The 19,439-nt window shown below is 35.8% G+C and carries 21 protein-coding genes and 1 tRNA gene; 7 read left to right on the top strand and 15 right to left on the bottom strand.

Going from position 1 to position 19,439, the window contains the following annotated elements:
- Nucleotides 1-10: 10 nt before the first annotated feature.
- From LKACC16343_RS14295 to LKACC16343_RS05650, 3 genes are all read right to left on the bottom strand, one after another.
- Complete coding sequence (locus LKACC16343_RS14295; RefSeq protein WP_087721270.1) at nucleotides 11-181, bottom strand: nitroreductase family protein; 171 nt, start codon at nucleotides 179-181, stop codon at nucleotides 11-13.
- Nucleotides 182-265: 84 nt separating this feature from the next.
- Nucleotides 266-895, bottom strand: a complete 630-nt coding sequence (locus tag LKACC16343_RS05655; protein WP_056953690.1) for a DUF421 domain-containing protein — start codon at nucleotides 893-895, stop codon at nucleotides 266-268.
- Between the two features lie 8 nt (nucleotides 896-903).
- A complete protein-coding gene (locus LKACC16343_RS05650) occupies nucleotides 904-1,353 on the bottom strand; it encodes a DUF3290 domain-containing protein (RefSeq protein WP_056953688.1) in 450 nt (149 codons plus the stop codon).
- A gap of 161 nt (nucleotides 1,354-1,514) precedes the next feature.
- Between LKACC16343_RS05650 and LKACC16343_RS05645 the strand changes: the two genes are divergently transcribed.
- Entirely contained in the window at nucleotides 1,515-1,937 is a 423-nt protein-coding gene (locus LKACC16343_RS05645; protein ID WP_056953686.1) for a helix-turn-helix domain-containing protein, read from the top strand.
- Nucleotides 1,938-1,984: 47 nt separating this feature from the next.
- Nucleotides 1,985-3,145 carry an MFS transporter gene (locus tag LKACC16343_RS05640; RefSeq protein WP_056953684.1) on the top strand — a complete coding sequence of 387 codons (1,161 nt, stop codon included), beginning with the start codon at nucleotides 1,985-1,987 and terminating at the stop codon, nucleotides 3,143-3,145.
- Nucleotides 3,146-3,160: 15 nt separating this feature from the next.
- On the opposite strand, the gene LKACC16343_RS05635 is transcribed toward LKACC16343_RS05640, so the two are convergent.
- From LKACC16343_RS05635 to LKACC16343_RS05615, 5 genes are all read right to left on the bottom strand, one after another.
- Nucleotides 3,161-3,682 (bottom strand): acyl-CoA thioesterase, encoded by a 522-nt coding sequence (locus LKACC16343_RS05635; RefSeq protein WP_056953682.1) that lies wholly within the window; start codon nucleotides 3,680-3,682, stop codon nucleotides 3,161-3,163.
- Nucleotides 3,683-3,740: 58 nt separating this feature from the next.
- Complete coding sequence (locus LKACC16343_RS05630) at nucleotides 3,741-4,031, bottom strand: TfoX/Sxy family protein (protein WP_087721269.1); 291 nt, start codon at nucleotides 4,029-4,031, stop codon at nucleotides 3,741-3,743.
- A 13-nt stretch (nucleotides 4,032-4,044) separates the two neighbouring features.
- Nucleotides 4,045-4,118: transfer RNA gene (locus LKACC16343_RS05625), tRNA-Arg, on the bottom strand.
- Between the two features lie 484 nt (nucleotides 4,119-4,602).
- The gene (locus LKACC16343_RS05620) at nucleotides 4,603-5,808 is read right to left on the bottom strand and encodes a DEAD/DEAH box helicase (protein WP_056953680.1); all 1,206 of its coding nucleotides are present in this window, start codon (nucleotides 5,806-5,808) and stop codon (nucleotides 4,603-4,605) included.
- 1 nt (nucleotide 5,809) lies between these two features.
- Nucleotides 5,810-6,808: a Gfo/Idh/MocA family protein gene (locus tag LKACC16343_RS05615; protein WP_056953679.1), complete on the bottom strand. Its 999-nt coding sequence runs from the start codon at nucleotides 6,806-6,808 to the stop codon at nucleotides 5,810-5,812.
- 121 nt (nucleotides 6,809-6,929) lie between these two features.
- Here LKACC16343_RS05615 and LKACC16343_RS05610 point away from each other — a divergent pair, with 121 nt between their 5' ends.
- From LKACC16343_RS05610 to LKACC16343_RS05590, 5 genes are all read left to right on the top strand, one after another.
- Nucleotides 6,930-8,270 carry an APC family permease gene (locus LKACC16343_RS05610; protein ID WP_056953677.1) on the top strand — a complete coding sequence of 447 codons (1,341 nt, stop codon included), beginning with the start codon at nucleotides 6,930-6,932 and terminating at the stop codon, nucleotides 8,268-8,270.
- A 67-nt stretch (nucleotides 8,271-8,337) separates the two neighbouring features.
- A complete protein-coding gene (locus LKACC16343_RS05605; protein ID WP_056953674.1) occupies nucleotides 8,338-9,666 on the top strand; it encodes a PTS transporter subunit EIIC in 1,329 nt (442 codons plus the stop codon).
- Nucleotides 9,666-10,553, top strand: coding sequence for an alpha/beta hydrolase (locus tag LKACC16343_RS05600; RefSeq protein WP_056953672.1), 888 nt, complete (start codon nucleotides 9,666-9,668; stop codon nucleotides 10,551-10,553). The genes LKACC16343_RS05605 and LKACC16343_RS05600 overlap by 1 nt, the downstream gene beginning before the upstream one ends.
- 38 nt (nucleotides 10,554-10,591) lie before the next feature.
- Nucleotides 10,592-11,935: a sensor histidine kinase gene (locus tag LKACC16343_RS05595; RefSeq protein ID WP_056953670.1), complete on the top strand. Its 1,344-nt coding sequence runs from the start codon at nucleotides 10,592-10,594 to the stop codon at nucleotides 11,933-11,935.
- A complete protein-coding gene (locus LKACC16343_RS05590; RefSeq protein ID WP_056953667.1) occupies nucleotides 11,936-12,682 on the top strand; it encodes a response regulator transcription factor in 747 nt (248 codons plus the stop codon).
- A gap of 64 nt (nucleotides 12,683-12,746) precedes the next feature.
- Here the strand turns inward: LKACC16343_RS05590 and LKACC16343_RS05585 are convergent, their stop codons facing one another.
- The 7 genes from LKACC16343_RS05585 to gatC all read right to left on the bottom strand — a co-directional run bounded on the left by LKACC16343_RS05585 (nucleotide 12,747) and on the right by gatC (nucleotide 19,436).
- On the bottom strand, nucleotides 12,747-12,971 hold the full coding sequence (locus tag LKACC16343_RS05585) for a helix-turn-helix domain-containing protein (RefSeq protein ID WP_056953666.1): 225 nt from the start codon (nucleotides 12,969-12,971) through the stop codon (nucleotides 12,747-12,749).
- Between the two features lie 97 nt (nucleotides 12,972-13,068).
- On the bottom strand, nucleotides 13,069-13,254 hold the full coding sequence (locus LKACC16343_RS05580; RefSeq protein ID WP_056953664.1) for a hypothetical protein: 186 nt from the start codon (nucleotides 13,252-13,254) through the stop codon (nucleotides 13,069-13,071).
- 554 nt (nucleotides 13,255-13,808) lie between these two features.
- The gene (gene rlmD / locus LKACC16343_RS05575) at nucleotides 13,809-15,167 is read right to left on the bottom strand and encodes a 23S rRNA (uracil(1939)-C(5))-methyltransferase RlmD (protein ID WP_056953662.1); all 1,359 of its coding nucleotides are present in this window, start codon (nucleotides 15,165-15,167) and stop codon (nucleotides 13,809-13,811) included.
- A 59-nt stretch (nucleotides 15,168-15,226) separates the two neighbouring features.
- Nucleotides 15,227-16,237, bottom strand: a complete 1,011-nt coding sequence (locus tag LKACC16343_RS05570; protein WP_056953661.1) for a diacylglycerol kinase — start codon at nucleotides 16,235-16,237, stop codon at nucleotides 15,227-15,229.
- Nucleotides 16,238-16,249: 12 nt separating this feature from the next.
- The gene (gatB, locus tag LKACC16343_RS05565; RefSeq protein ID WP_056953658.1) at nucleotides 16,250-17,680 is read right to left on the bottom strand and encodes an Asp-tRNA(Asn)/Glu-tRNA(Gln) amidotransferase subunit GatB; all 1,431 of its coding nucleotides are present in this window, start codon (nucleotides 17,678-17,680) and stop codon (nucleotides 16,250-16,252) included.
- A complete protein-coding gene (gene gatA / locus LKACC16343_RS05560; RefSeq protein ID WP_056953656.1) occupies nucleotides 17,680-19,137 on the bottom strand; it encodes an Asp-tRNA(Asn)/Glu-tRNA(Gln) amidotransferase subunit GatA in 1,458 nt (485 codons plus the stop codon). The genes gatB and gatA overlap by 1 nt, the downstream gene beginning before the upstream one ends.
- The gene (gene gatC / locus LKACC16343_RS05555) at nucleotides 19,137-19,436 is read right to left on the bottom strand and encodes an Asp-tRNA(Asn)/Glu-tRNA(Gln) amidotransferase subunit GatC (protein WP_025084868.1); all 300 of its coding nucleotides are present in this window, start codon (nucleotides 19,434-19,436) and stop codon (nucleotides 19,137-19,139) included. The genes gatA and gatC overlap by 1 nt, the downstream gene beginning before the upstream one ends.
- Between the last annotated feature and the right edge of the window lie 3 nt (nucleotides 19,437-19,439).

Genomic DNA, 19,439 nt, shown 5'->3' with positions numbered 1-19,439 from the left:
AATCGCCACCCTATTTAGTTTTTGATTGAAACGTACAAACACAATTTACTAAAGCCTCAACAAACATACCGATACCCATCATGTACATGGCTATCATGTTTTTATCAGCAAAGATAAAATACAATAAAATTGCATAAAAAATTAGCATGATCAATGAGAAAGCCTTAGAATCACTTGCCATATTTATCACCACCAAAAGTTATTACAACTTCATTCTAATACAGTTACCCTTTTATGAAAATGAAATTTTGGCTAACCTAAAAAATTAATATTTATATACAACTAACTCACCATTAATATAATTAGCCATATAAACTTCTGCTACATCCAGATGGCGTTTCTTCAATTCTTCTTCAACCCAAGCTTCATCCTTGCCTGATGTTGATAACTCATCCATATCAATTTTGCCATCCAAAATCAAAGGATATTTGAAACTATCCTCATCTTTCAAAATAATCGTTAACTGACCATTACGTTCAAAAACGGCACGTTTAACATTTCTAACATCCAAGACACCAGCCTGACGCAATTTAAATGATAAATCATTGGCTGACAAACCGTTTTTCAAAGCCAAGTTAACATCAATATGCCCATTTTTAACAATTATTTGTGGTGTACCCTCAATAACTTTCTTGAAGAAATTATTGTGGTTAGTCAAAAACTTAGCGATAAAGACCACCAATGTCCAAATCAACAAAACCAAAGCAAACTGCATAATTGTGATACTGGAATTGTAAATCATACCACCGACAATTCCACCAAGGACATAATTTTGAAGTTGATCAATAGCACTAGTTGGAGCAATATTTCCACGTCCAAACAGATTGATCTGCAAGACCATGAATAAGAATCCTATAATAAATTTTAAAGTTAAATCACCGTATTGTAATACCATTATGTCACCTATTTCTTAATCAATTGTATTTTTTGTGAGCTAATTATATTGGCTTTGGAAAGTGTATAACTGCTCAAATTATTATCAAAACTGACACGATAAATATCCTTACCTGCTTTGATCAACATTCCTTCTGTCAAACTGGAGCTATTAGAATATAACTTGTTCTTCGAAACTTTTTTATCCTTAGCAACTGATTGCATTAGGCTCAAGGTCTGATTAGTTTTATTGTTAATGTCCAACTGCTGTTCATAATTATTGTAATTAATACCAATAAATAAAAAGATTCCCAATCCAAAGATAATCAACAAATCACGATATTTATTGTCAGATCGATTTTTAAAATACAAGTAACTAGTTATAAAAATAGCTGTTGCTAGTACTAAGACTCCTATAATGAATAAGATATTCGGTTCATTATTATGTTCCACCAAATATTGATATGAATAAAAACTCATTTATATCCCCTCAACTATTTTTTTATTTACGATTAGTATAGCAAAAAGCTGACGCCATGGATTTATCAAACAATCCCTTAATAAAAATTATTTTCTTGCGCAAGCAATTGATTTGTTCCATAATACATAAAAGTTAATATCTAACGTTAGGGGTGATAAATATGAATCATACTTCGAACCTATGTACTTGGTTGAACATGAAACATTTTGAAAATGACGTCCAAGTGGAATTAGAAAAAGTACTAACTAAATACGATTTGTCACCTGTTGAATTCAGTTTTTTACACTACCTTTATGATCAATACGATTCCAAAGCTAGTTTGTTGGAAATTAAGGATTCACTTAAATTAAGTGCTGCAGCTGTTTCAAGAATGGCCGTACGTTTAGAAAATAAAGATTGCAAACCGATTATTCGTTATCACAGCGACGACAATCAAAAAGAGGTTTGCCTAAAGATTACCAAATCTGGTATTGAACATTTTAAAGAAGCCTCTGAAGTGGTTAATAAATCACTAAATGAGTCTTTCTCAAGCCAAGATTTTCAAGCTCTAAGAGAAGCAATCCTAACTACGGAGACCAATTAAAGAATCCTCGTGATTCTTTTTTCTTTGCTCAAAAAAGGAGAAAAAATATGCACAATTACAAATTTCAAACTACAATTCTCGTGCTATTGTCGTTCGTTCTTGGCAACAATGAATTTTTAGTCATGGGTGTTCTTTCTAATATTTCTAAAACCTACCATGTATCCATCGCCAATGTCGGCCTACTGATTACTGCCTACGGATTGATTTACGCCATCAGTACTCCGATCATTACCTCATTATTAGGAAACTTTAATCGCTATTACACTTTAATTGGTCTGACCATAATTTTTATTCTAGGTAATACTCTGAGTGGATTTGCTAGCAATTATACTGTTCTAATCATTTCTCGCGTTATCGCGGCCTCAGTTGCTGGAGCAATTATTTCTCTATCAATGACCTTCTCAAATGTTATCGCTCCTCGTTCTAAACAAGGGACAGTTGTATCTTGGATTTTCTCAGGATTCAGTATTGCTTCAGTCTTTGGAGTTCCCTTTAGTACCGCTATCAGTACTGTTTTTGACTGGCGTATGACTTTCTTCATCATTTCATTAGTTAGCGTTATAACGTTAATTTTATTGATGATTTCCTTACCGAAAGAATTTGAACAAATCAACAGTCCTTTGAAAAGCCAATTCAAATTGATCAAGGATCCCCGCATTTACGTTGGATTTTTCTTACCCTTCTTTGCCATTGCAGCCATTTACGTTATTTATACTTATCTTCAACCGCTCTACGGTACACTTGGGTTCTCCAAAGCCAGTTTGAGTATTTTCCTAGCCGTCTTCGGATTCGCTTCATTAGTAAGTAATCAGTTATCTGGTCGAATTGCTGAACATGGCGGTCTCAAGTTCATGCCGAAAGTTTATGCAGTTGAATTCTTTATTCTTCTGGCCGTACCATTCCTGATTCACAACAAATACTTTGGTTTAATTAACCTACTTATCGTCGGTGTCGTCATGTATTTGATCAATGCTCCAATCCAAATCCATTTCTTAAATATTGCCGAAGAATCATATCCTCAAGCAGTTGCTTTAGCATCCTCATTAAATCCCATTGCTTCTAATCTGGGAATCTCCCTAGGTTCGGCCGTTGGATCTTTAATTGTTGGTAACTTTGGGCTCTATCAAGTCGGATTCGGTGGTGCCATTTTTGCTCTAGGTGCCCTATTAATTAATTTAAAATTGAATCAAATTATTTCTCGAACATAAAAAAAGACGTAGATATTATTCTGCGTCTTTTTTTGATTGCCATGGAAACTGCAAACTAATATTTTTATTAAATCCTTCTTGTGCCAATAATTTCTTAAAACGTTCACCTTGACGCTCGTGGTAGCCGCTACAAACATATTCAGCCTCTTCATTATCAGGAGCAATTCTTGGTAAAAAGATATCCTTATCCGTTACGACAAAAGTAGAAAAACAAGTCAATCCCAAGAAACGTCTCCCCGTTTTCAAATGTTCACCGATAACCTTTGTAAATACTTCAATTGAAGTTCTACCTACCCCGGAAACATAAGATTCCGTACACATTGAATCCTGCAATTCAAACGGCAAAATAAAGTTAACTTGATCAATCGATGCTGTGACCGTTTCAATTCGAGCCAGTCGTGAAGCTGCAATCGAAGAGTTATCATCAATAATCATTAAAGTCTTACCACCGAATACAGTCCCATGTTCATTTAAATCAGACGAAAACACACGATGATTGCTAATAGATAAAGTATCACTACATTTAATCTCTTTCATAATTTAACCTCGTTATAATAATAAAAAACTCACATCTAATTTGCTAGACATGAGTAATTCATTTATTTTTTCTAAAGAAATCTAAAAGTTCTGTTTTCTTTTCAGAAGATAGTTTTGTATAAGGAACACCTTGTATCGCACCTTCCAAAGAGTACAACATTTGAATACAATAAAATCTATCCGGAGCCTTCAAGGATTTTAATTTTAAATAAGCTTTTTGACTGCCTAATTCCTTCAAAGTAGCCACATCAGTTACATTAATCTTAGAAAGTTGCTCATTCAAGACCTTACCAATATTGGGCAAATCTGTTAACTTTTCGATATCAAATTCATCTCCAACATCTTTCACATATTCAAAACAATGATCCCTCCCGGAATCGAACCGGGGACCTACTGCTTAGGAGGCAGTTGCTCTATCCAACTGGGCCAAGGGACCAAGAACTAATTAGCTAACAAAAACAGCTATAAGAAAATTATATCTCACATACACAATTATTCAATACTGGAAAATGACAAATAGAAATGTTTATCCATTCAAAAAACGGTCCCTATTAAGTATTCAAAATATATCCTTTACTTGAATACTCAATAGAGACCGTTCTTATTATTAATTTAACTCAAAGACCAAAACAACATCTATTTTGGATATTTATCCTGAATAGATGCTGCTCATTTTATTTTAAAAATTAGAAATAAAATAATAGATAGGACCACTTACTAGTCCGGAGCAAGAGATGAAAATGCGGTCAGCTGTGAAATCATTGTTAGTGGCTCTGCCACTTACAATGAGGCTGATCTTGAAGATCCAAAATTGCACACAACGTGCGCAATTTTTAGCTCCAAGTCACGCCCACAGCGTTCCACCAGCATTTTCATCTTTTGCGGAGGACAACATATTTAACCAAACTTACAAAAGAAGCCTATTTATTATTATGACGTTTACCCTTATTCTTTTGATCACGTAAACGTTTCTTAGCCTTAGGCTTATCCTTATGACTAACCACAGTTTTTTTACGAGCAACAGGCTTATTAGAAAGTGTTCCATCGCTCTTAAGATAGGCCTTATTTATTTCAACGTTAGTAAATTCACGCATGTTCTTCAAATCATGACTATTACCAAAAGTAAGAACAATACCGCTCTTACCCATTCTACCGGTTCTACCGGAACGGTGAACATATTCACTCTCATCCCGAGGAACCATGTAGTTAACGATAGTCGTGATATTATCAATATCCATTCCACGAGCGGCCACATCAGTTGTTAACAACAAATTAACCTTTTTAGTGGAAAAGAGTTGAATCGCTGACTTACGTTGTTGCGATGACATTTTACTGTCCAAAGATACAAAGTTAGTCTTATTATGGTTCAAATCGCTGATAGCTTTATGCAACGAACGAGAATTATTGAAAAAGACAATTCCCAAAAACTTCTTGTTATGAGCTAACTCACGAACCAACGCATTTTTGATAAATTCACTATTGGCATCAATGAAGTAATGTTTAATACCTGCTGTATAGCTTGTATCATTACGTTGATCGATAATGTCGAAATCTTGTCCGAACCATTTGTGCATATCTTTGAAGATATCATTACCAGTAGCTGAGAAGAAAGTCATTTGGACATCAGCTGGCATCTGAGCAATTGTCTGACGAACTGTTTCCAGTTTTGATTCATTCAACATCTCATCGGCTTCATCCACAATAACAGTATTCAACTTGCCTAATTTCACCTTACGGGCCTGAGTTAATTCATTCAAGCGTCCTAATGTTGCAACGATGATTTCTGGCTTTTCTTTCAACTTCTTCAATTGACGTTGAGGATTAGCACCACCAGTGACTGCCTGTACTTTACAGTCCACTAATTTAGCTAAAGGTTGAATAACATCTCTAACTTGCATTGCCAATTCTTGGGAAGGTTCTAAGATCAACACCTGCAAACCATCCTTTGGTACTAAGGTTTCCAACATTGGCATCACAAAGCCTAAAGTTTTTCCGGAACCAGTTGGTGCCATAGCAACGAAATCTTTACCTTCTTTAAAAGGTAGATAGACTGCCTCTTGAATCTTTGTTAATGCACTAAATTGATTTTGTTTAAAATAATCTTGGTATAATTTTGGTATTTCCACTTTACTTATCCTCATCTGCTCCAAAAACAAGTCCTGCACTTGTTCGGGCTTGTTCTAGAATTCTATTTACAATTCTAGCGTACTTCAAGAGATTTTCATAAGTTTCTTGATCATTTTCATTCATAATTCGTGCAAATTCTTTTGCTTCGGAGTCCATTGGGTTCTCACTCTTAACAGTTGGAATCGTTGTTATATTCTTATTATCATCGGCTAATTGGACATGAGTTATGTCACCACCACTGTCCATTAATAAAGTTTTTCTATCAAAGTAAATTTCTGAGTCGGTATATGAATTTTTCGTCTTGCCTATCAAGATATTAACGTCAAATTCAGGATACTTTAATGTTAGACTTCCACTACCATCGATACCTGATGAAAGTATTTCAGCAACATAATTAACTGATTCGGGTTGTCCGAACAATACAACGGCATCATAAACAGTATAAACACCCAAGTCATACAAAGCTCCACCTGAAAATTTAGGGTTGAAGATATTAGGCAAATTACCGGCCTTGAAGTCATCATAACGGCTCGAATACTTCATATAAGAAAGTGTAGCCCCGCTCAATTCAGCACGATTATCCTCAACGTAATTCTGAATTTTCTTAAAAATTGGCTCGTGAATATGACGGGCAGCTTCAAATAAGAAGAGTCCCTTCTCATGTGCCAAGTCATCTAAGATTGTAAACTCTCTAACAGTTGAAGTACTAGGCTTTTCTACAATGACATTCTTACCATGTTCCAAAGCCAACTTAGCTTGTTGGAAATGTAATCCATTCGGGGAAGCAATATAAACTGTCTCGAAATCATCACTACTAAAGAATTTTTCCAAGTCAGTACTAATGGCGATATTTTTCTTTTGAAGATCTTCAATAAACTTATTTGCTTTAGCTTCAGTCCTGGAATAGACATGTGTTAACGAAAAAGCTTTAGTTTCATCTGTTGCATTAACAAATTGTTCTGTAATCCAGTTTGTCCCAATTATTCCTAAATTTATCATAAAATCACCTCGCCTTAATTTTACTTATATGTAAGCGCAATTACTACTAAAAAAGTACCTGAATTCTATCAATATGGTATATAATTGCAATTTAAACCATTTGAGGGGGTAGTTTTGTTTTATGAACGAGGAAACAGATAACTTCAGTCTGAAAAGAGACCTTGGTTTCTTTCCAGCACTATCAACGGTAATGGGGCTCGTTATCGGTGGTGGAGTATTCTTTAAAATCTCCAGTGTTACTGCAGCCACTGGGAGTGCTAGTTTAACCATTTTCGTTTGGTTACTTGCTGGTTTTATTACTATCAATGCTGGATTGACAGTTGCTGAATTAGCTTCAGCCATCCCGGTTGCTGGTGGTATCTACAAATACATCGAATATATCTATGGAAAGGTTCCGGCCTTTCTACTTGCTTGGGCACAATCGGTCATCTATTACCCAGCAGGAATTTCAGCTTTATCGATCATCTTTGCTACACAAGTCATGAATCTATGCAACATCTCTTCAGTTTGGCAAATACCTATTGCCATTTCATTAGCTATCTTCCTTTATGTAGTTAATCTACTAGGTGCTAAAGTTGGTGGTGGAATTCAAACAATTGCCTTAATTGCTAAATTAATTCCAATCGCTTTAATCATTGTTGTAGGTATTTTCACACCTTCAAGCAATTCCGTTTCACTTTTTCCAATTACTTCTGGTAGTCATGCTAACTTTTGGTCTTCGCTGGGTGGCGGACTGTTAGCAACCATGTTTGCCTTTGACGGTTGGATGAATGTCGGTAGTCTAGCTGGTGAAATGAAACGTCCTGAAAAAGATTTGGCTAAATCAATTATTGTTGGACTATTCGCTATTACATTGATTTACGTTCTAATCAGTTTTGTTTTCATCAAGGAATTACCATTCCACTTAATTCCAGGAAATCAGAACGCTGCTTCTGAAGCAGCTATTCGTATCTTTGGTGAAATCGGTGGAAAAATTGTTACTATCGGTATTCTTATTTCCGTTTTCGGATCAGTTAACGGTTATACAATGACCGGTGCACGTGTTCCTTATGTTTTGGGAAGTGATGATGAAATTGTTTTCTCAAAATTCTTTGGTAAATTAACTAAGAATACACGTGTCCCTGCTAATGCCGGTTTAGTACAAACAGCCATCGCTATTATCATGATTTTCATGGGTAGTTTCGATTACTTAACCGATATGTTAGTTTTCGTTATGTGGATTTTTTCTATGATGATGTTCATCGGAGTCTTCATTTTAAGAAAGAAAGAACCTGAACTAACACGTCCATATAAAATTAATTTTTATCCAATTCCACCAATTATTGCCTTAGCGGGTGGAGCTTACATCATTATTTCTACTTTGTTCCGTCAACCAGGTTTGGCTGCAATGGGAATTGGAATTACTCTATTAGGTTTGCCAGTTTACTATATTCATTATTTCCATAAAAAGAGGTCGCTATGATGGCGGCTTTTTTTATTTGCGTTATACTTTTCCTGATATATATAACGAGTCAATGCAGGTGTTTTTTATGAGAATTCAATTCAATAATAAACTCGAAGAAAAATTAATTTTAGGAACCCTCAAACTTCAAAAGTTCTTTATCTATCGTGTGATTCAACGCACATTGCTCTTAATCTTTCCCTTTGCTTTATTCGGGAGTTTTGTCAAAATAATTCAAACCGTCGTTATTGGTAAGGAAGGCTTTTTAACTGATGTCTTTCCCGACTTGAGTAACGACTTTATTTATCGACAAATTGATAACATTGCCACCGGCTTATACAACTTGTCCTTAGGTTGGATCTCAGTAATTGCCATCTTTGGAGCGGCCAAATATACCGCCAAGCATTTCAATCGTGATGACCAATTAGCCGGTATCACAGGTGTGAGCTCCTTATTAATCATCGATTATACTTATTCCAAAGTCCAAACCTTCTCATTTCATCCCCAAATATTAGGCATGCGTGGATTACTTTTGGCAATCATTTTAGGCATATCTATTGGATGGATTTTTAAAAAAACCAGTCGTCCCGTACCCGATTATGTAAAACTGGGCGGCGCACCAAGTGTTATTGAGCGTTCCTTTATTTCTGCTAAACCAATCATTGTCTCACTATTAATTGCAATGCTCTTTAGTACCTTAATTAATGTCACCTACTATGCTGAGGCTCCTGGCAATTACATTAATGCCTTAGCTTCCGAGTACACCTCAAAGAGCCCTCTAGGTCAACTATTCAAAACCTTCATTTTCTCTATTTATACTTTAGTCATGTCATTCTTCGGCTGGTCTGGAACTTATTCATCTGCTGGTACTGAAAAAATGGATACACTTTCAACTGTTAATCTAAATTACGCTTTAAATAAACATACAGCATGGAATACTCCTAATCCCTTTACCAGTTCAGCTCTGTATCATGCCTTTGCTACTTTCGGCGGAACCGGTGCCGTTTTAGGCTTAATCATCGCCATTTTAATAGTTGCTAAGGATGAAGATTTTCAAACTGTAGCACGTTGGGCCATTATTCCTAGTCTCTTCAATATTGGCAGTGGCTTGATGACCGGTATACCAATTCTTTTTAATATCATTTTTTTGATTCCATTCATCTTGGCACCCGTTGCTAATATGACCATGGCCGCCTTAGCAATTCAATTGCGTTTAATGCCGCCTAGCGTCTACCCTGTGCCAATTGGAACCCCAGGACCACTAATTGCCTTCATTGGGACAAACGGTAGCTGGCAGGCTCTAATATTCTCTATTTTAACTATCGTCATTTCCGTCTACATCTATATTCCATTTGTCAAAATGGCTATTAAGGTTAAAGAACTTGATAACCTTAGTCTTGAAGAAGGTGTTAACTAATGCATACACGTACTTTAAGAAAAAATAAAAACTTTAAATATCTAGTCGCCATGTTACTGTTCTTCATTATTTTAGGAATTCCATCCTATATTTGGACTCGAAAGAACGTTACAACCTTAGCTGGTCGCTATAATTCACCAATGACACCAATCATCATGATTCCTGGTAGTAGTGCTTCAGCTAATCGTTTCGATGATTTGGTCAAAACGGTTAACAACAAATATGGAGAGCACCATAGTCTTTTAAAATTAACAGTGCATACTGATGATTCAATTACCTACAGTGGCAAGATTAGAGCTAATGATACCCAACCATTCTTCGTCGTTGGTTTTCAAAACAATGCAGATGGTTACTCTAACATTAAGAAACAAGCTCGTTGGTTCAATATCGCCTTCAATGCCATTAAGAAACGCTATCGTTTCAACAGTTTCAATGCTTTAGGTCATTCCAATGGTGGCTTGATTTGGACGATGTTTTTAGAGAACGACTTCAATGACTCTAATTTAAATATCAATCAATTATTAACCGTTGGAACACCCTACAACTTTGAAGAAAAGAATACTTCCAATCACACGCAAATGCTCAATGACCTAATTAAGAAACGGGACAAAATACCTAATAATATGACTTATTATTCCATCGCCGGAACTCAGTTATATTCTGATGATGGCATTGTGCCACTAGGCAGTGTTGACGCCGGTAAATATATCTATGAAGGCAAGGCAAAACACTACACGTTGATCACCCTAACCGGTAACAAAGCACAGCATTCTGATATGATTGCCAGCAACCAATTTATCACTATCTTCCATCAATACATAATTGGTAATGGTGTCAACAATCCTAATTCACCTGACAGTAAACAAAGTGCTATTGCCTCGCAATAAACCTTGTATTAGCCCGTTTTTTTAAATACAATGAGTTTATGGTATATATAGACTGGCAACTTGAATGGATTGCAAATTTCTTCATGCTGTTTGCAATTCTACAATTAAAACATTATTTTATTAGAAAATTTTCACTCAGATTTTTTCTTGCCGATATAGCCTTGGCTTTGGTCTTTGGTTACATCGGTTTATTTTTTGATGAACTTTTTGTACTCTTTTTTATTGGTGCAATTTTGATTTTCAATTGGTGTGTCAAAAGATATCGAGCCAACATGCAAAATTCAATTGCTCTGATCATGGCAGCTAATATTGAACTGGTCCTATTTAGCTTGGGAACCTACTCCGCTAGAATTCTCTTCTTTATTGCCTATAATCAATGGCGCTTAACACTTTTGGAAACCTATCAAGAATACTTTATTCCAATTTCTTTAGTTATCAACTTGCTCTATTTGCTCATTGTTGTTTTGGTTTTCGAGCACTTCCGTTATCAAACTATCAAATTATGGCTTCAGATTGAAAAGTATCATTTGGGAAAACGTGTTTTAGTTCTGTCATTGGGAATTTTTATTTCATTCATGGTTATTATGATAATTAGTGATCTTCAATCCGTGACAGCCACTATTCAAGCCAGTTTAATTCTGATTTTCTCGATCCTTTTGATTTTTGCTTACTATCAATTGACTGTTTTCGTTCATGCGATTGCGATTCAAAATGAAGCTCGTGAAAAGTTAACTTACAACAAACAACTGAATGAGTATCTAACCAGTGTGCAACAACAATACACTGAACTTCGGAAATTTAAACACGATTTTCAAAATATCATGTTAGCTATCAAACCGATTGTTGATCAAAGTAATTCTCAAGAATTAAAGGATTATTATCGTGATATTACTAAAGAAAAAAATGAAATGTCCTTGGTTAGCCGGGGTAATATTTCTCAAGCCCAGGCTATCGATAACGACTTAATTCGTGGCCTTATTATTCAGAAATTCTTTATCGCTAAAAGTCGCCAAATCGACTTTCATTTGGAATTGAGTCAGAAGCATTACCAATTTGAAAATGAAGTTCTGATTATTGTCCGTATTCTAGGTATTCTGATCGACAATGCGTTCGAATATGTTGAAGAAATTGCCGACAAAGAGGTTACCTGCGCCATTACTCAAACCGAAAATACCACTGAGATTACAATCGATAATCGCCTAAATGAAAATATTAACCTGAAAGATATTTTCCAAAGTGGTTATTCGACCAAAAAGAATCACTCAGGATTTGGTTTAGCCAATGTCAGAAAATTAATTAATGAATCTGACAACCTTTATTTAGAAACCAAAACTGTCCACGATCATCTTATGATGACACTAATTATTGTTGGAGGTGACTGAATGTACCCCATTTACTTACTAGAAGACAACGAACTACAACGAAATAAATATGCTGAATTTATTCACAATGGTATTTTAATTAACGATGCTAATATGACTTTAGAGATAGCTGCCGGAACTGTTGATGATTTTTTCAAACAATACGATTCCAAGAAACAGGCGCTTTACTTCCTAGATATGGAAATATTGGATGATAAAATTGCCGGTTTAAAAATTGCTGAAAGAGTCCGTCAAAACTCTCCACTCTCACAAATAGTTTTTATAACAACTCATGATGAATTATCTTTGACAACATTAGAACGAAAGATTGCCCCAATGGATTACATTTTAAAGGATAATGGTTTAGAGAATATTAAACAGAGTATCACTGATGATATTGAGAAAACACAACAAGAATTACGAGAATATAATCATTTATCAAAAAACGTGCTGGATTATAAAATTGGTAGTCGCTACTTCTCTATTTTAATGGATGATGTCATTATGCTTTACACTAATAAGGATGCACCCGGAAGAATTTTTATCGTTACTAAATATCAACTAGCCGAGTTCAATGGCTCATTAAATACGTTCGAAGAGGACTATCCTAACCTCTTTCGTTGCAACCGTGGATTCCTAGTTAACGTCGACAACGCCATCAATTACGATAGTAAAACCAGAGTATTATCCTTTATCGATGGCTCAACTTGTGAAGTCTCATTTAGAAAAAATAAGGAACTAATCAAATTAATATCTAAAAACGACTAAAGCCTCCCGTTTAGAGTATTTTACTAACTCTAAACGAGAGGCTTTTTTAATTTTGAAATGAATGTTATCTGCCAACTAAAGTATCCAAACTAACACCATAAACGTCAGCGAACCGCATCATCATATAGATATCGGGAGTCCTAGTATTATGTTCATATTTGGATATGGTCGTAATATCGACATGTAGCATTTTTGATACTTCACGTTCTGATAAATTACGTTGCTTACGACATTCTCTTAAATTGTCACCTAAAAAAATATTACTGCGATCCAATATAAATTCTTTCATAATGTTCCCTCGATTCTTAATCATGAAAACATTATATTTCAGAAATAATAAGTAAAACATAAAATACTTATGAACGTATCATTTTTACCGATTAACGTTAATGAAAGATTCGAAGAACACCAAAAACGATAGCAAATGCCCCAAAAAGCATACTAAAAATTACTGCAATCAGTGAAAATATCATTGGTGCGGATTGTTTTTTCATATTGTCGAAATATTGTTTAGAAACTATTAACTGCCAAATACCTAAAGCCATGGCACCGATACCGATTATGTAATTCATCTTATCATCCCTAATTTAAGAATTTCCTCAATCAAATATTACACGATTTTTATCCTTTTATGAATAAATTTGCTGAGGAAATATGCCGTCCTCCACAACAAGCTCGATTGGTCTGGAACGCTGTGGACACTGATTTGAGCCAATTGAAGTTCACAATTGTCTCAAATACAGGTCTTTGTCTAGGCGGGAAACCCGCCAAGTCAAATTTCACGGCTGAGACCAATCGAGCTTGTTGCTCCGGACTAGTAAACTGTTCTATTTCTTCTTCTCAATTTTGAAACAAATAAATAAAAAAGCGTTCATATTAACCGTTTAACTTTGGTCAATATAAACACCCTTTAAAAATAGTCGAAATACTATTTAGTCTGGAGTAAGAATTGAGAATGCTGTTCAGCTATGAAATCATTGTTGGCGGCTTTGCCGCTTACAATGAGGCTGATCTTGAAGATCCATAATTTTGCCGAAGGTGAAATTATTAGCTTCAAGTCACGCCCATAGCGTTCCAACGCATTCTCAATTCTTGCGGAAGACGGAAGCTTAAGCACATCTACACTCTATTTCTTTGTTAGAGCAACAACACTTTCAATATGATTTGTCATTGGGAACATATCAACTGGTGTTACATCACCAATATTATATGTATCGCTTAACAATGATAGGTCACGTGCTAAGGTTGCTGGATTACAACTGATGTAAACGATCTTCTTTGGTTTGATGTTCTTCAATGAATCCATCAATGAATTTGCCAAACCTTTACGTGGAGGATCAACCATCAAAACATCAACTGACATCTTATTTTTAGCCCACTCGTCTAAAACATCTTCGGTCTTACCAACAACAAAGTCAGCATTTTCAATACCGTTCAATTTAGCATTTTGATCGGCATCCTTAACGGCATCTTCAATTACTTCAATACCAGTAACGTGTTTTGCCTTATTAGCTAATGAAAGTCCAATCGTACCAATACCTGAATAAGCATCGACTACTTCTTCTTTACCAGTCAATTCAGCTTTATCAATGGCTAATTGGTAAAGATTCTGCGTTTGAACTGGATTTACTTGGTAGAAAGATCTTGGTGAAATACGGTACTTATGTCCTAAGATTTCATCATCGATATACTTCTTACCTGCTAATAGTGTCATTTCTTGACCAAAAATAACGTTGGTATTTTTTGAATTAACGTTCAAGTACAATGATTTAACTTCAGGATTATCCATGATTTCCTTAGCAATATCTTTGTAATGTGAGATATCACGAGTTCTTGAAACTAGAACTACCATCATTTCATTAGTAAAGTAAGCACGGCGAACCATGATTGTTCTAATTTGACCCTTTTGATTTTGTTCATCATAACCACGAACCTTGTATTTACGAAGAATATCACGTACTTTGATGATTTCTTCATCAATCTTAGGATCTTGGATCAAGAAGTTTTCCATTGGTACTAGTTCATGTGAACGACGACGATAGAAACCAGTAGTTAACTTGCCATCAACTTGGCGAACAGGTACTTGAGCCTTGTTACGATAGTTGAATGGTGATTCCATACCTAATGTTGGATTAACTGTAACGTCTTTTAAGCCCATTTTACTGAAGTCAGTTACAACTTGATTGTGTTTGAATTCAAGTTGCTTGTCGTACTTCAAATGACTCAATGGAGCAATTCCTGTTTGTGCATAAACAGCATCAATATCATGAACACGGTCAGGAGATTCTTTCAAGACACTCAAAGTTCTCGCAAAACCGAAGTTCTTATTGATTCTAGTAATTACAGCATTAACTGTTTCACCAGGCAAGGCGTTATCAACGAAAAGTGTAAAGTCATCAACTTTAGCAACACCCTTACCTTCGTATGATAAGTCTTGAATATCTAAATCTAATTTTTGATTCTTTTTTAAGTTTGGTTTTTCCATTTTTCACCTATACATAGAAAAAAGAAGTGTTCAAAACTGATACACTCCCAATTTCTTTTTTATTTCTTATTTTTATTCTTATTGTCAAGATTTCGTTCTTCTTCGATAATCTTCTCGCCAGCGTCTTTTTCACTAAGCGTTGGAGTATCACGTGCTTTAAGCGGAATTGAATCAACATTAGCATAAATATTTAAGTGATTATGCAAATTAATAAATTCCATCGGTGCATCCCCACCATACTCACCATCAAGGTTAACCATCAAACGACTTTCATCATTCGCATGAACAGAAATTCGCTTAGTTTTAGTATAAATAACCTTAGGATTGTAAACGTGGCGACCACCGTTTAGAACTAAAGCAATCAAATGAACTAAATCTCTTAAATTAGTTTCTTTAACAATAATCAAAGAGAAAGTTCCATCACCAATAACTGAATTAGGGGCAATTTGTTCCATACCACCAATTGAATTAGTTAAACCAATTAGAAACATTGTGGCTTTGCCATCAAAAACACCATCGTCATATTCAATGTGCATATCAACTGGACTAACTCGAGGTAACATCTCTGCACCTTTAACCAAGTAAGCCAAATAACCCAAAATAGATTTATAGGCTGATGGTACTTCATAGGTTAACTCAGTCATTGAGCCACCACCGGCAATATTAATAAAGTATTTCTTACCTGCTTGACCGATATCAACTGGTAATTTTTGACCTTTTAAAATAACCTTGGCAGCTTCGACAACGTCATCTCGTGGAATTTTTAAGGCACGCGCATAGTCATTAGTTGTTCCGGCAGGAATAATTGCCAATTCTGGACGTTGATCCAAATCAGCAATACCATTAACAACTTCGTTAATAGTTCCATCACCACCAGCGGCAACGACTAAGTCGAAACCTTCCTTTGCTACTCTTCTGGCCTCATTTTTGGCTGAGTTCTTTTTGGGTGTAGTTCGGTAAGCACTAGCCTCATAACCAGCTTTTTCAATAATATTCAAAATGTCTCCAACATTACTGTTCATGGTCTCGTGACCTGAAGTTGGATTATAAATAAGTCTAGCACGACGCATATCTTTCCCTCACTAACGACTCTTTAACTCTTCCATCAATAGCTTATTAGCAACCTTTGGATTAGCTTGTCCATGTGTTTGCTTCATGATTTGTCCAATCAAGAAACCAACGGCACGATCTTTACCATTCTTGAAGTCATCGATTGATTGTTGGTTATTATCAAGAATTTCCAAAATCATTGGCTTCAATACGGCTGGATCAGATTCTTGGACAAGTCCCTTAGACTTAACCCATTCCTCAGGTTCTGTACCATTACTAATTGTTTCTTGGAAGACCTTTTTGGCAATCTTAGAAGAAATTGTACCATTTGAAATCAAATTAATCATCTTGGCTAAGTGTTCTGGTGTCAACTTAGTATCAAGTAAACCAATTCTCTTATCATTCAAGTATCCATTAACTTCACCCATTAACCAGTTAGAAACTAGTTTTGGATTAGCCTTGTATGAAACTGCTTCATCAAAGAAGTCTGACATTTCCTTAGTATATGTAAGAACACCAGCATCATATTCAGGAATACCTAATTCGTTAATATAACGAACACGTCTCTTAGCAGCTGTTTCAGGTAAGTTAGCCTTGATTTCTGAAACCCATTCTGGTGAAATTTCAAAATCTGGTAGATCTGGTTCTGGGAAGTAACGATAATCATCTGCACCAGACTTAACACGCATTAAGAATGTTTCGCCAGTCTTTTCATCAAAACGTCTTGTTTCTTGACCAATGTGTCCGCCTTGCTTCAAAATAGCAGCTTGACGTTGTTCCTCATAAGCAAGACCCAATTTAACGTGGTTAAATGAGTTCAAGTTCTTCAACTCAACTTTTGTACCATAATCTTTTGAGCCTACCGGACGGATAGAAATATTGGTATCAACACGCATTGAACCTTCTTCCATCTTAACATCAGAAGCGCCAGTAAACTGAACGATCTTACGTAGGTTTTCAAGATATTGATATGCCTCTTCTGGTGAATGCATATCAGGTTTTGAAACAATTTCAATCAAAGGAGTACCCTGACGGTTTAAATCAACATAAGAATAACCATTGTTACCGTGGGTATTCTTACCGGCATCTTCTTCGACGTGAAGTTCTTCAACACCGATCTTCTTCTTTTTACCATCAACTTCAATTTCAATATAACCATCATGACCCAATGGCTTATCTTGTTGTGTAATTTGGTAAGCCTTTGGATTATCTGGATAGAAATAATTCTTACGATCAAAATGAGTATGATGTTCAATTTCAGCATTTAAAGCTAAAGCTACCATGACACCTAAACGGTAACCATTTTTATTTACAGTTGGTAATGTTCCTGGAAAACCAAAGTCAATAACGTTGGTATTGATATTAGATTCAGCACCATAAGCAACTGGTGAAGGACTGTACATCTTGGACTTTGTCTTTAACTCAACGTGGACTTCTAGTCCGATAGTTGTTTCAAAATTCATTAGTCTTCCCCCTTGAGTGCAGTTGGTATTTTTTCATAGAATTTATTTTCTTCTTGTAATGCATAAGCAGCATTGAAGACAGATTGTTCGTCAAATGGACGACCGATAATTTGTAGACCAACGGGTAGTCCGTCAGCAAGTCCTGCAGGAACAGAGGCAGCTGGAAGTCCAGCTAAGTTAGCAGGGATTGTCAAAATATCGTTCATGTACATTGCCAATGGATCGTCAACTTTTTCACCAATCTTAAATGCAGGTGTTGTTGTTGAAGGTCCCATAATCAAGTCATAATCTTTAAGGACATCGTTCATTTCATTAATGAAGAGTGTTCTAACTTCGGCAGCCTTCTTAAAGTAAGCATCATAAGCACCAGCTGATAGAGCAAAAGTACCAAGCATGATACGACGTTTTACTTCGTCACCAAAACCTTCTGATCTTGATTTAACAAATAAGTCTTTGATGTTCTTAACATCTTTAGCACGGAAACCATATCTAACACCATCATATCTTTGAAGGTTAGATGAAGCTTCACTAGAAGCTAGAACATAGTAAACTTCAACGGCATGCTTCAATGAAGGAAGACTAACTTCGTCCACAGTAGCACCCATCTTCTTGTATGCATCTAATGCCTTATTAACGTTTTCTAGAACTTCTGGATGAGTACCTTCATGCCAGAATTCCTTAGGAACAGCAATTCTAACGCCAGTCATATCCTTACTCAAGTTAGCACGATAATCAGGAACTGGTTTTTCAGAACTTGTTGAATCATGTTCATCATGTCCAGCCATTACTGAAAGAACAGTTGCTGAGTCTTCAACACGTTTTGAAAGTACACCGACTTGATCCAAACTTGAAGCAAAGGCGATAACACCCCAACGTGAAACACGACCATAAGTTGGTTTGATACCAAAAATACCATTAAAGGCAGCAGGTTGTCTGATTGAACCACCAGTATCTGTACCTAAAGCAGCCACAACTTCACCAGCGGCAACAGCAGCAGCAGAACCACCTGAAGAACCACCAGGAACACGACTTAAGTCCCAAGGGTTTACTGTGGTATCAAAGTATGATGTTTCAGTAGATGAACCCATAGCAAACTCATCAAGATTAGTTTTACCAATATCAACTGCACCAGCAGCCTCTAGTCTTTCTAAGACTGTGGCACTGTAAACAGGCATAAAGTTATATAGAATCTTACTTGCAGCAGTGGTCTTGATACCATTAGTTACAATATTATCCTTAAATGCAATTGGAATACCTGACAAAGGTCCTTTAATACCATCTTCATCAATTTTTTTAGCAGCTTCGGGAGCTTTATCATTTACCGTAATAAATGTATTCAGTTTCTTTTCATTAGCATTGATTTTGTTAATTGCATCGTTAGCTAATTCTTCAGCAGTTACATCCTTATTGACCAATTTGTCATGTAAAGAAGCAATTGTTTCTTTTTTGATGTCCACTATTCATCGTCCTCCTTGTCAACAATCGTTGGAACTTTGATAAGGTTGTTATCAGTTTCCGGAACATTTTCAAGCATTTGTTCTCTAGTTTGAGTACGAATACCCTTATCTTCACGGAAGACAGTGTTAGTGTCACCCATATTGTATGTTGGTTCAACGCCTGTTGTATCAACACTAGATAGCTTACTTTCCATGTTAACGATTTTGTCTAATTGACTAACAAAACTATCAACTTCACTATCTTCGAATTTCAAGTTAGCCAATGCGGCAACGTGCAAAATTTCATCTTTTGAAATCATAAG

Origin of the sequence: Companilactobacillus bobalius (assembly GCF_002179915.1) — a bacterium.
Classification (GTDB): domain Bacteria; phylum Bacillota; class Bacilli; order Lactobacillales; family Lactobacillaceae; genus Companilactobacillus; species Companilactobacillus bobalius.
Note: the sequence above shows the minus strand (reverse complement) of the source record. Positions and strands in the feature narration are given on the sequence as shown.

Excerpts from the sequence above, each read along its gene's own strand:
- LKACC16343_RS05640 (WP_056953684.1), top strand. The coding sequence starts at position 1,985 with ATGCACAATTACAAATTTCAAACTACAATTCTCGTGCTATTGTCGTTC.
- LKACC16343_RS05590 (WP_056953667.1), top strand. The coding sequence starts at position 11,936 with ATGTACCCCATTTACTTACTAGAAGACAACGAACTACAACGAAATAAA.
- LKACC16343_RS05615 (WP_056953679.1), bottom strand. The coding sequence starts at position 6,808 with ATGATAAATTTAGGAATAATTGGGACAAACTGGATTACAGAACAATTT.
- LKACC16343_RS05585 (WP_056953666.1), bottom strand. The coding sequence starts at position 12,971 with ATGAAAGAATTTATATTGGATCGCAGTAATATTTTTTTAGGTGACAAT.
- LKACC16343_RS14295 (WP_087721270.1), bottom strand. The coding sequence starts at position 181 with ATGGCAAGTGATTCTAAGGCTTTCTCATTGATCATGCTAATTTTTTAT.
- LKACC16343_RS05610 (WP_056953677.1), top strand. The coding sequence starts at position 6,930 with ATGAACGAGGAAACAGATAACTTCAGTCTGAAAAGAGACCTTGGTTTC.
- LKACC16343_RS05650 (WP_056953688.1), bottom strand. The coding sequence starts at position 1,353 with ATGAGTTTTTATTCATATCAATATTTGGTGGAACATAATAATGAACCG.
- LKACC16343_RS05595 (WP_056953670.1), top strand. The coding sequence starts at position 10,592 with ATGGTATATATAGACTGGCAACTTGAATGGATTGCAAATTTCTTCATG.
- LKACC16343_RS05600 (WP_056953672.1), top strand. The coding sequence starts at position 9,666 with ATGCATACACGTACTTTAAGAAAAAATAAAAACTTTAAATATCTAGTC.
- LKACC16343_RS05570 (WP_056953661.1), bottom strand. The coding sequence starts at position 16,237 with ATGCGTCGTGCTAGACTTATTTATAATCCAACTTCAGGTCACGAGACC.
- LKACC16343_RS05645 (WP_056953686.1), top strand. The coding sequence starts at position 1,515 with ATGAATCATACTTCGAACCTATGTACTTGGTTGAACATGAAACATTTT.
- LKACC16343_RS05580 (WP_056953664.1), bottom strand. The coding sequence starts at position 13,254 with ATGAATTACATAATCGGTATCGGTGCCATGGCTTTAGGTATTTGGCAG.
- LKACC16343_RS05655 (WP_056953690.1), bottom strand. The coding sequence starts at position 895 with ATGGTATTACAATACGGTGATTTAACTTTAAAATTTATTATAGGATTC.
- LKACC16343_RS05635 (WP_056953682.1), bottom strand. The coding sequence starts at position 3,682 with ATGAAAGAGATTAAATGTAGTGATACTTTATCTATTAGCAATCATCGT.
- gatB (WP_056953658.1), bottom strand. The coding sequence starts at position 17,680 with ATGAATTTTGAAACAACTATCGGACTAGAAGTCCACGTTGAGTTAAAG.
- rlmD (WP_056953662.1), bottom strand. The coding sequence starts at position 15,167 with ATGGAAAAACCAAACTTAAAAAAGAATCAAAAATTAGATTTAGATATT.
- gatC (WP_025084868.1), bottom strand. The coding sequence starts at position 19,436 with ATGATTTCAAAAGATGAAATTTTGCACGTTGCCGCATTGGCTAACTTG.
- LKACC16343_RS05605 (WP_056953674.1), top strand. The coding sequence starts at position 8,338 with ATGAGAATTCAATTCAATAATAAACTCGAAGAAAAATTAATTTTAGGA.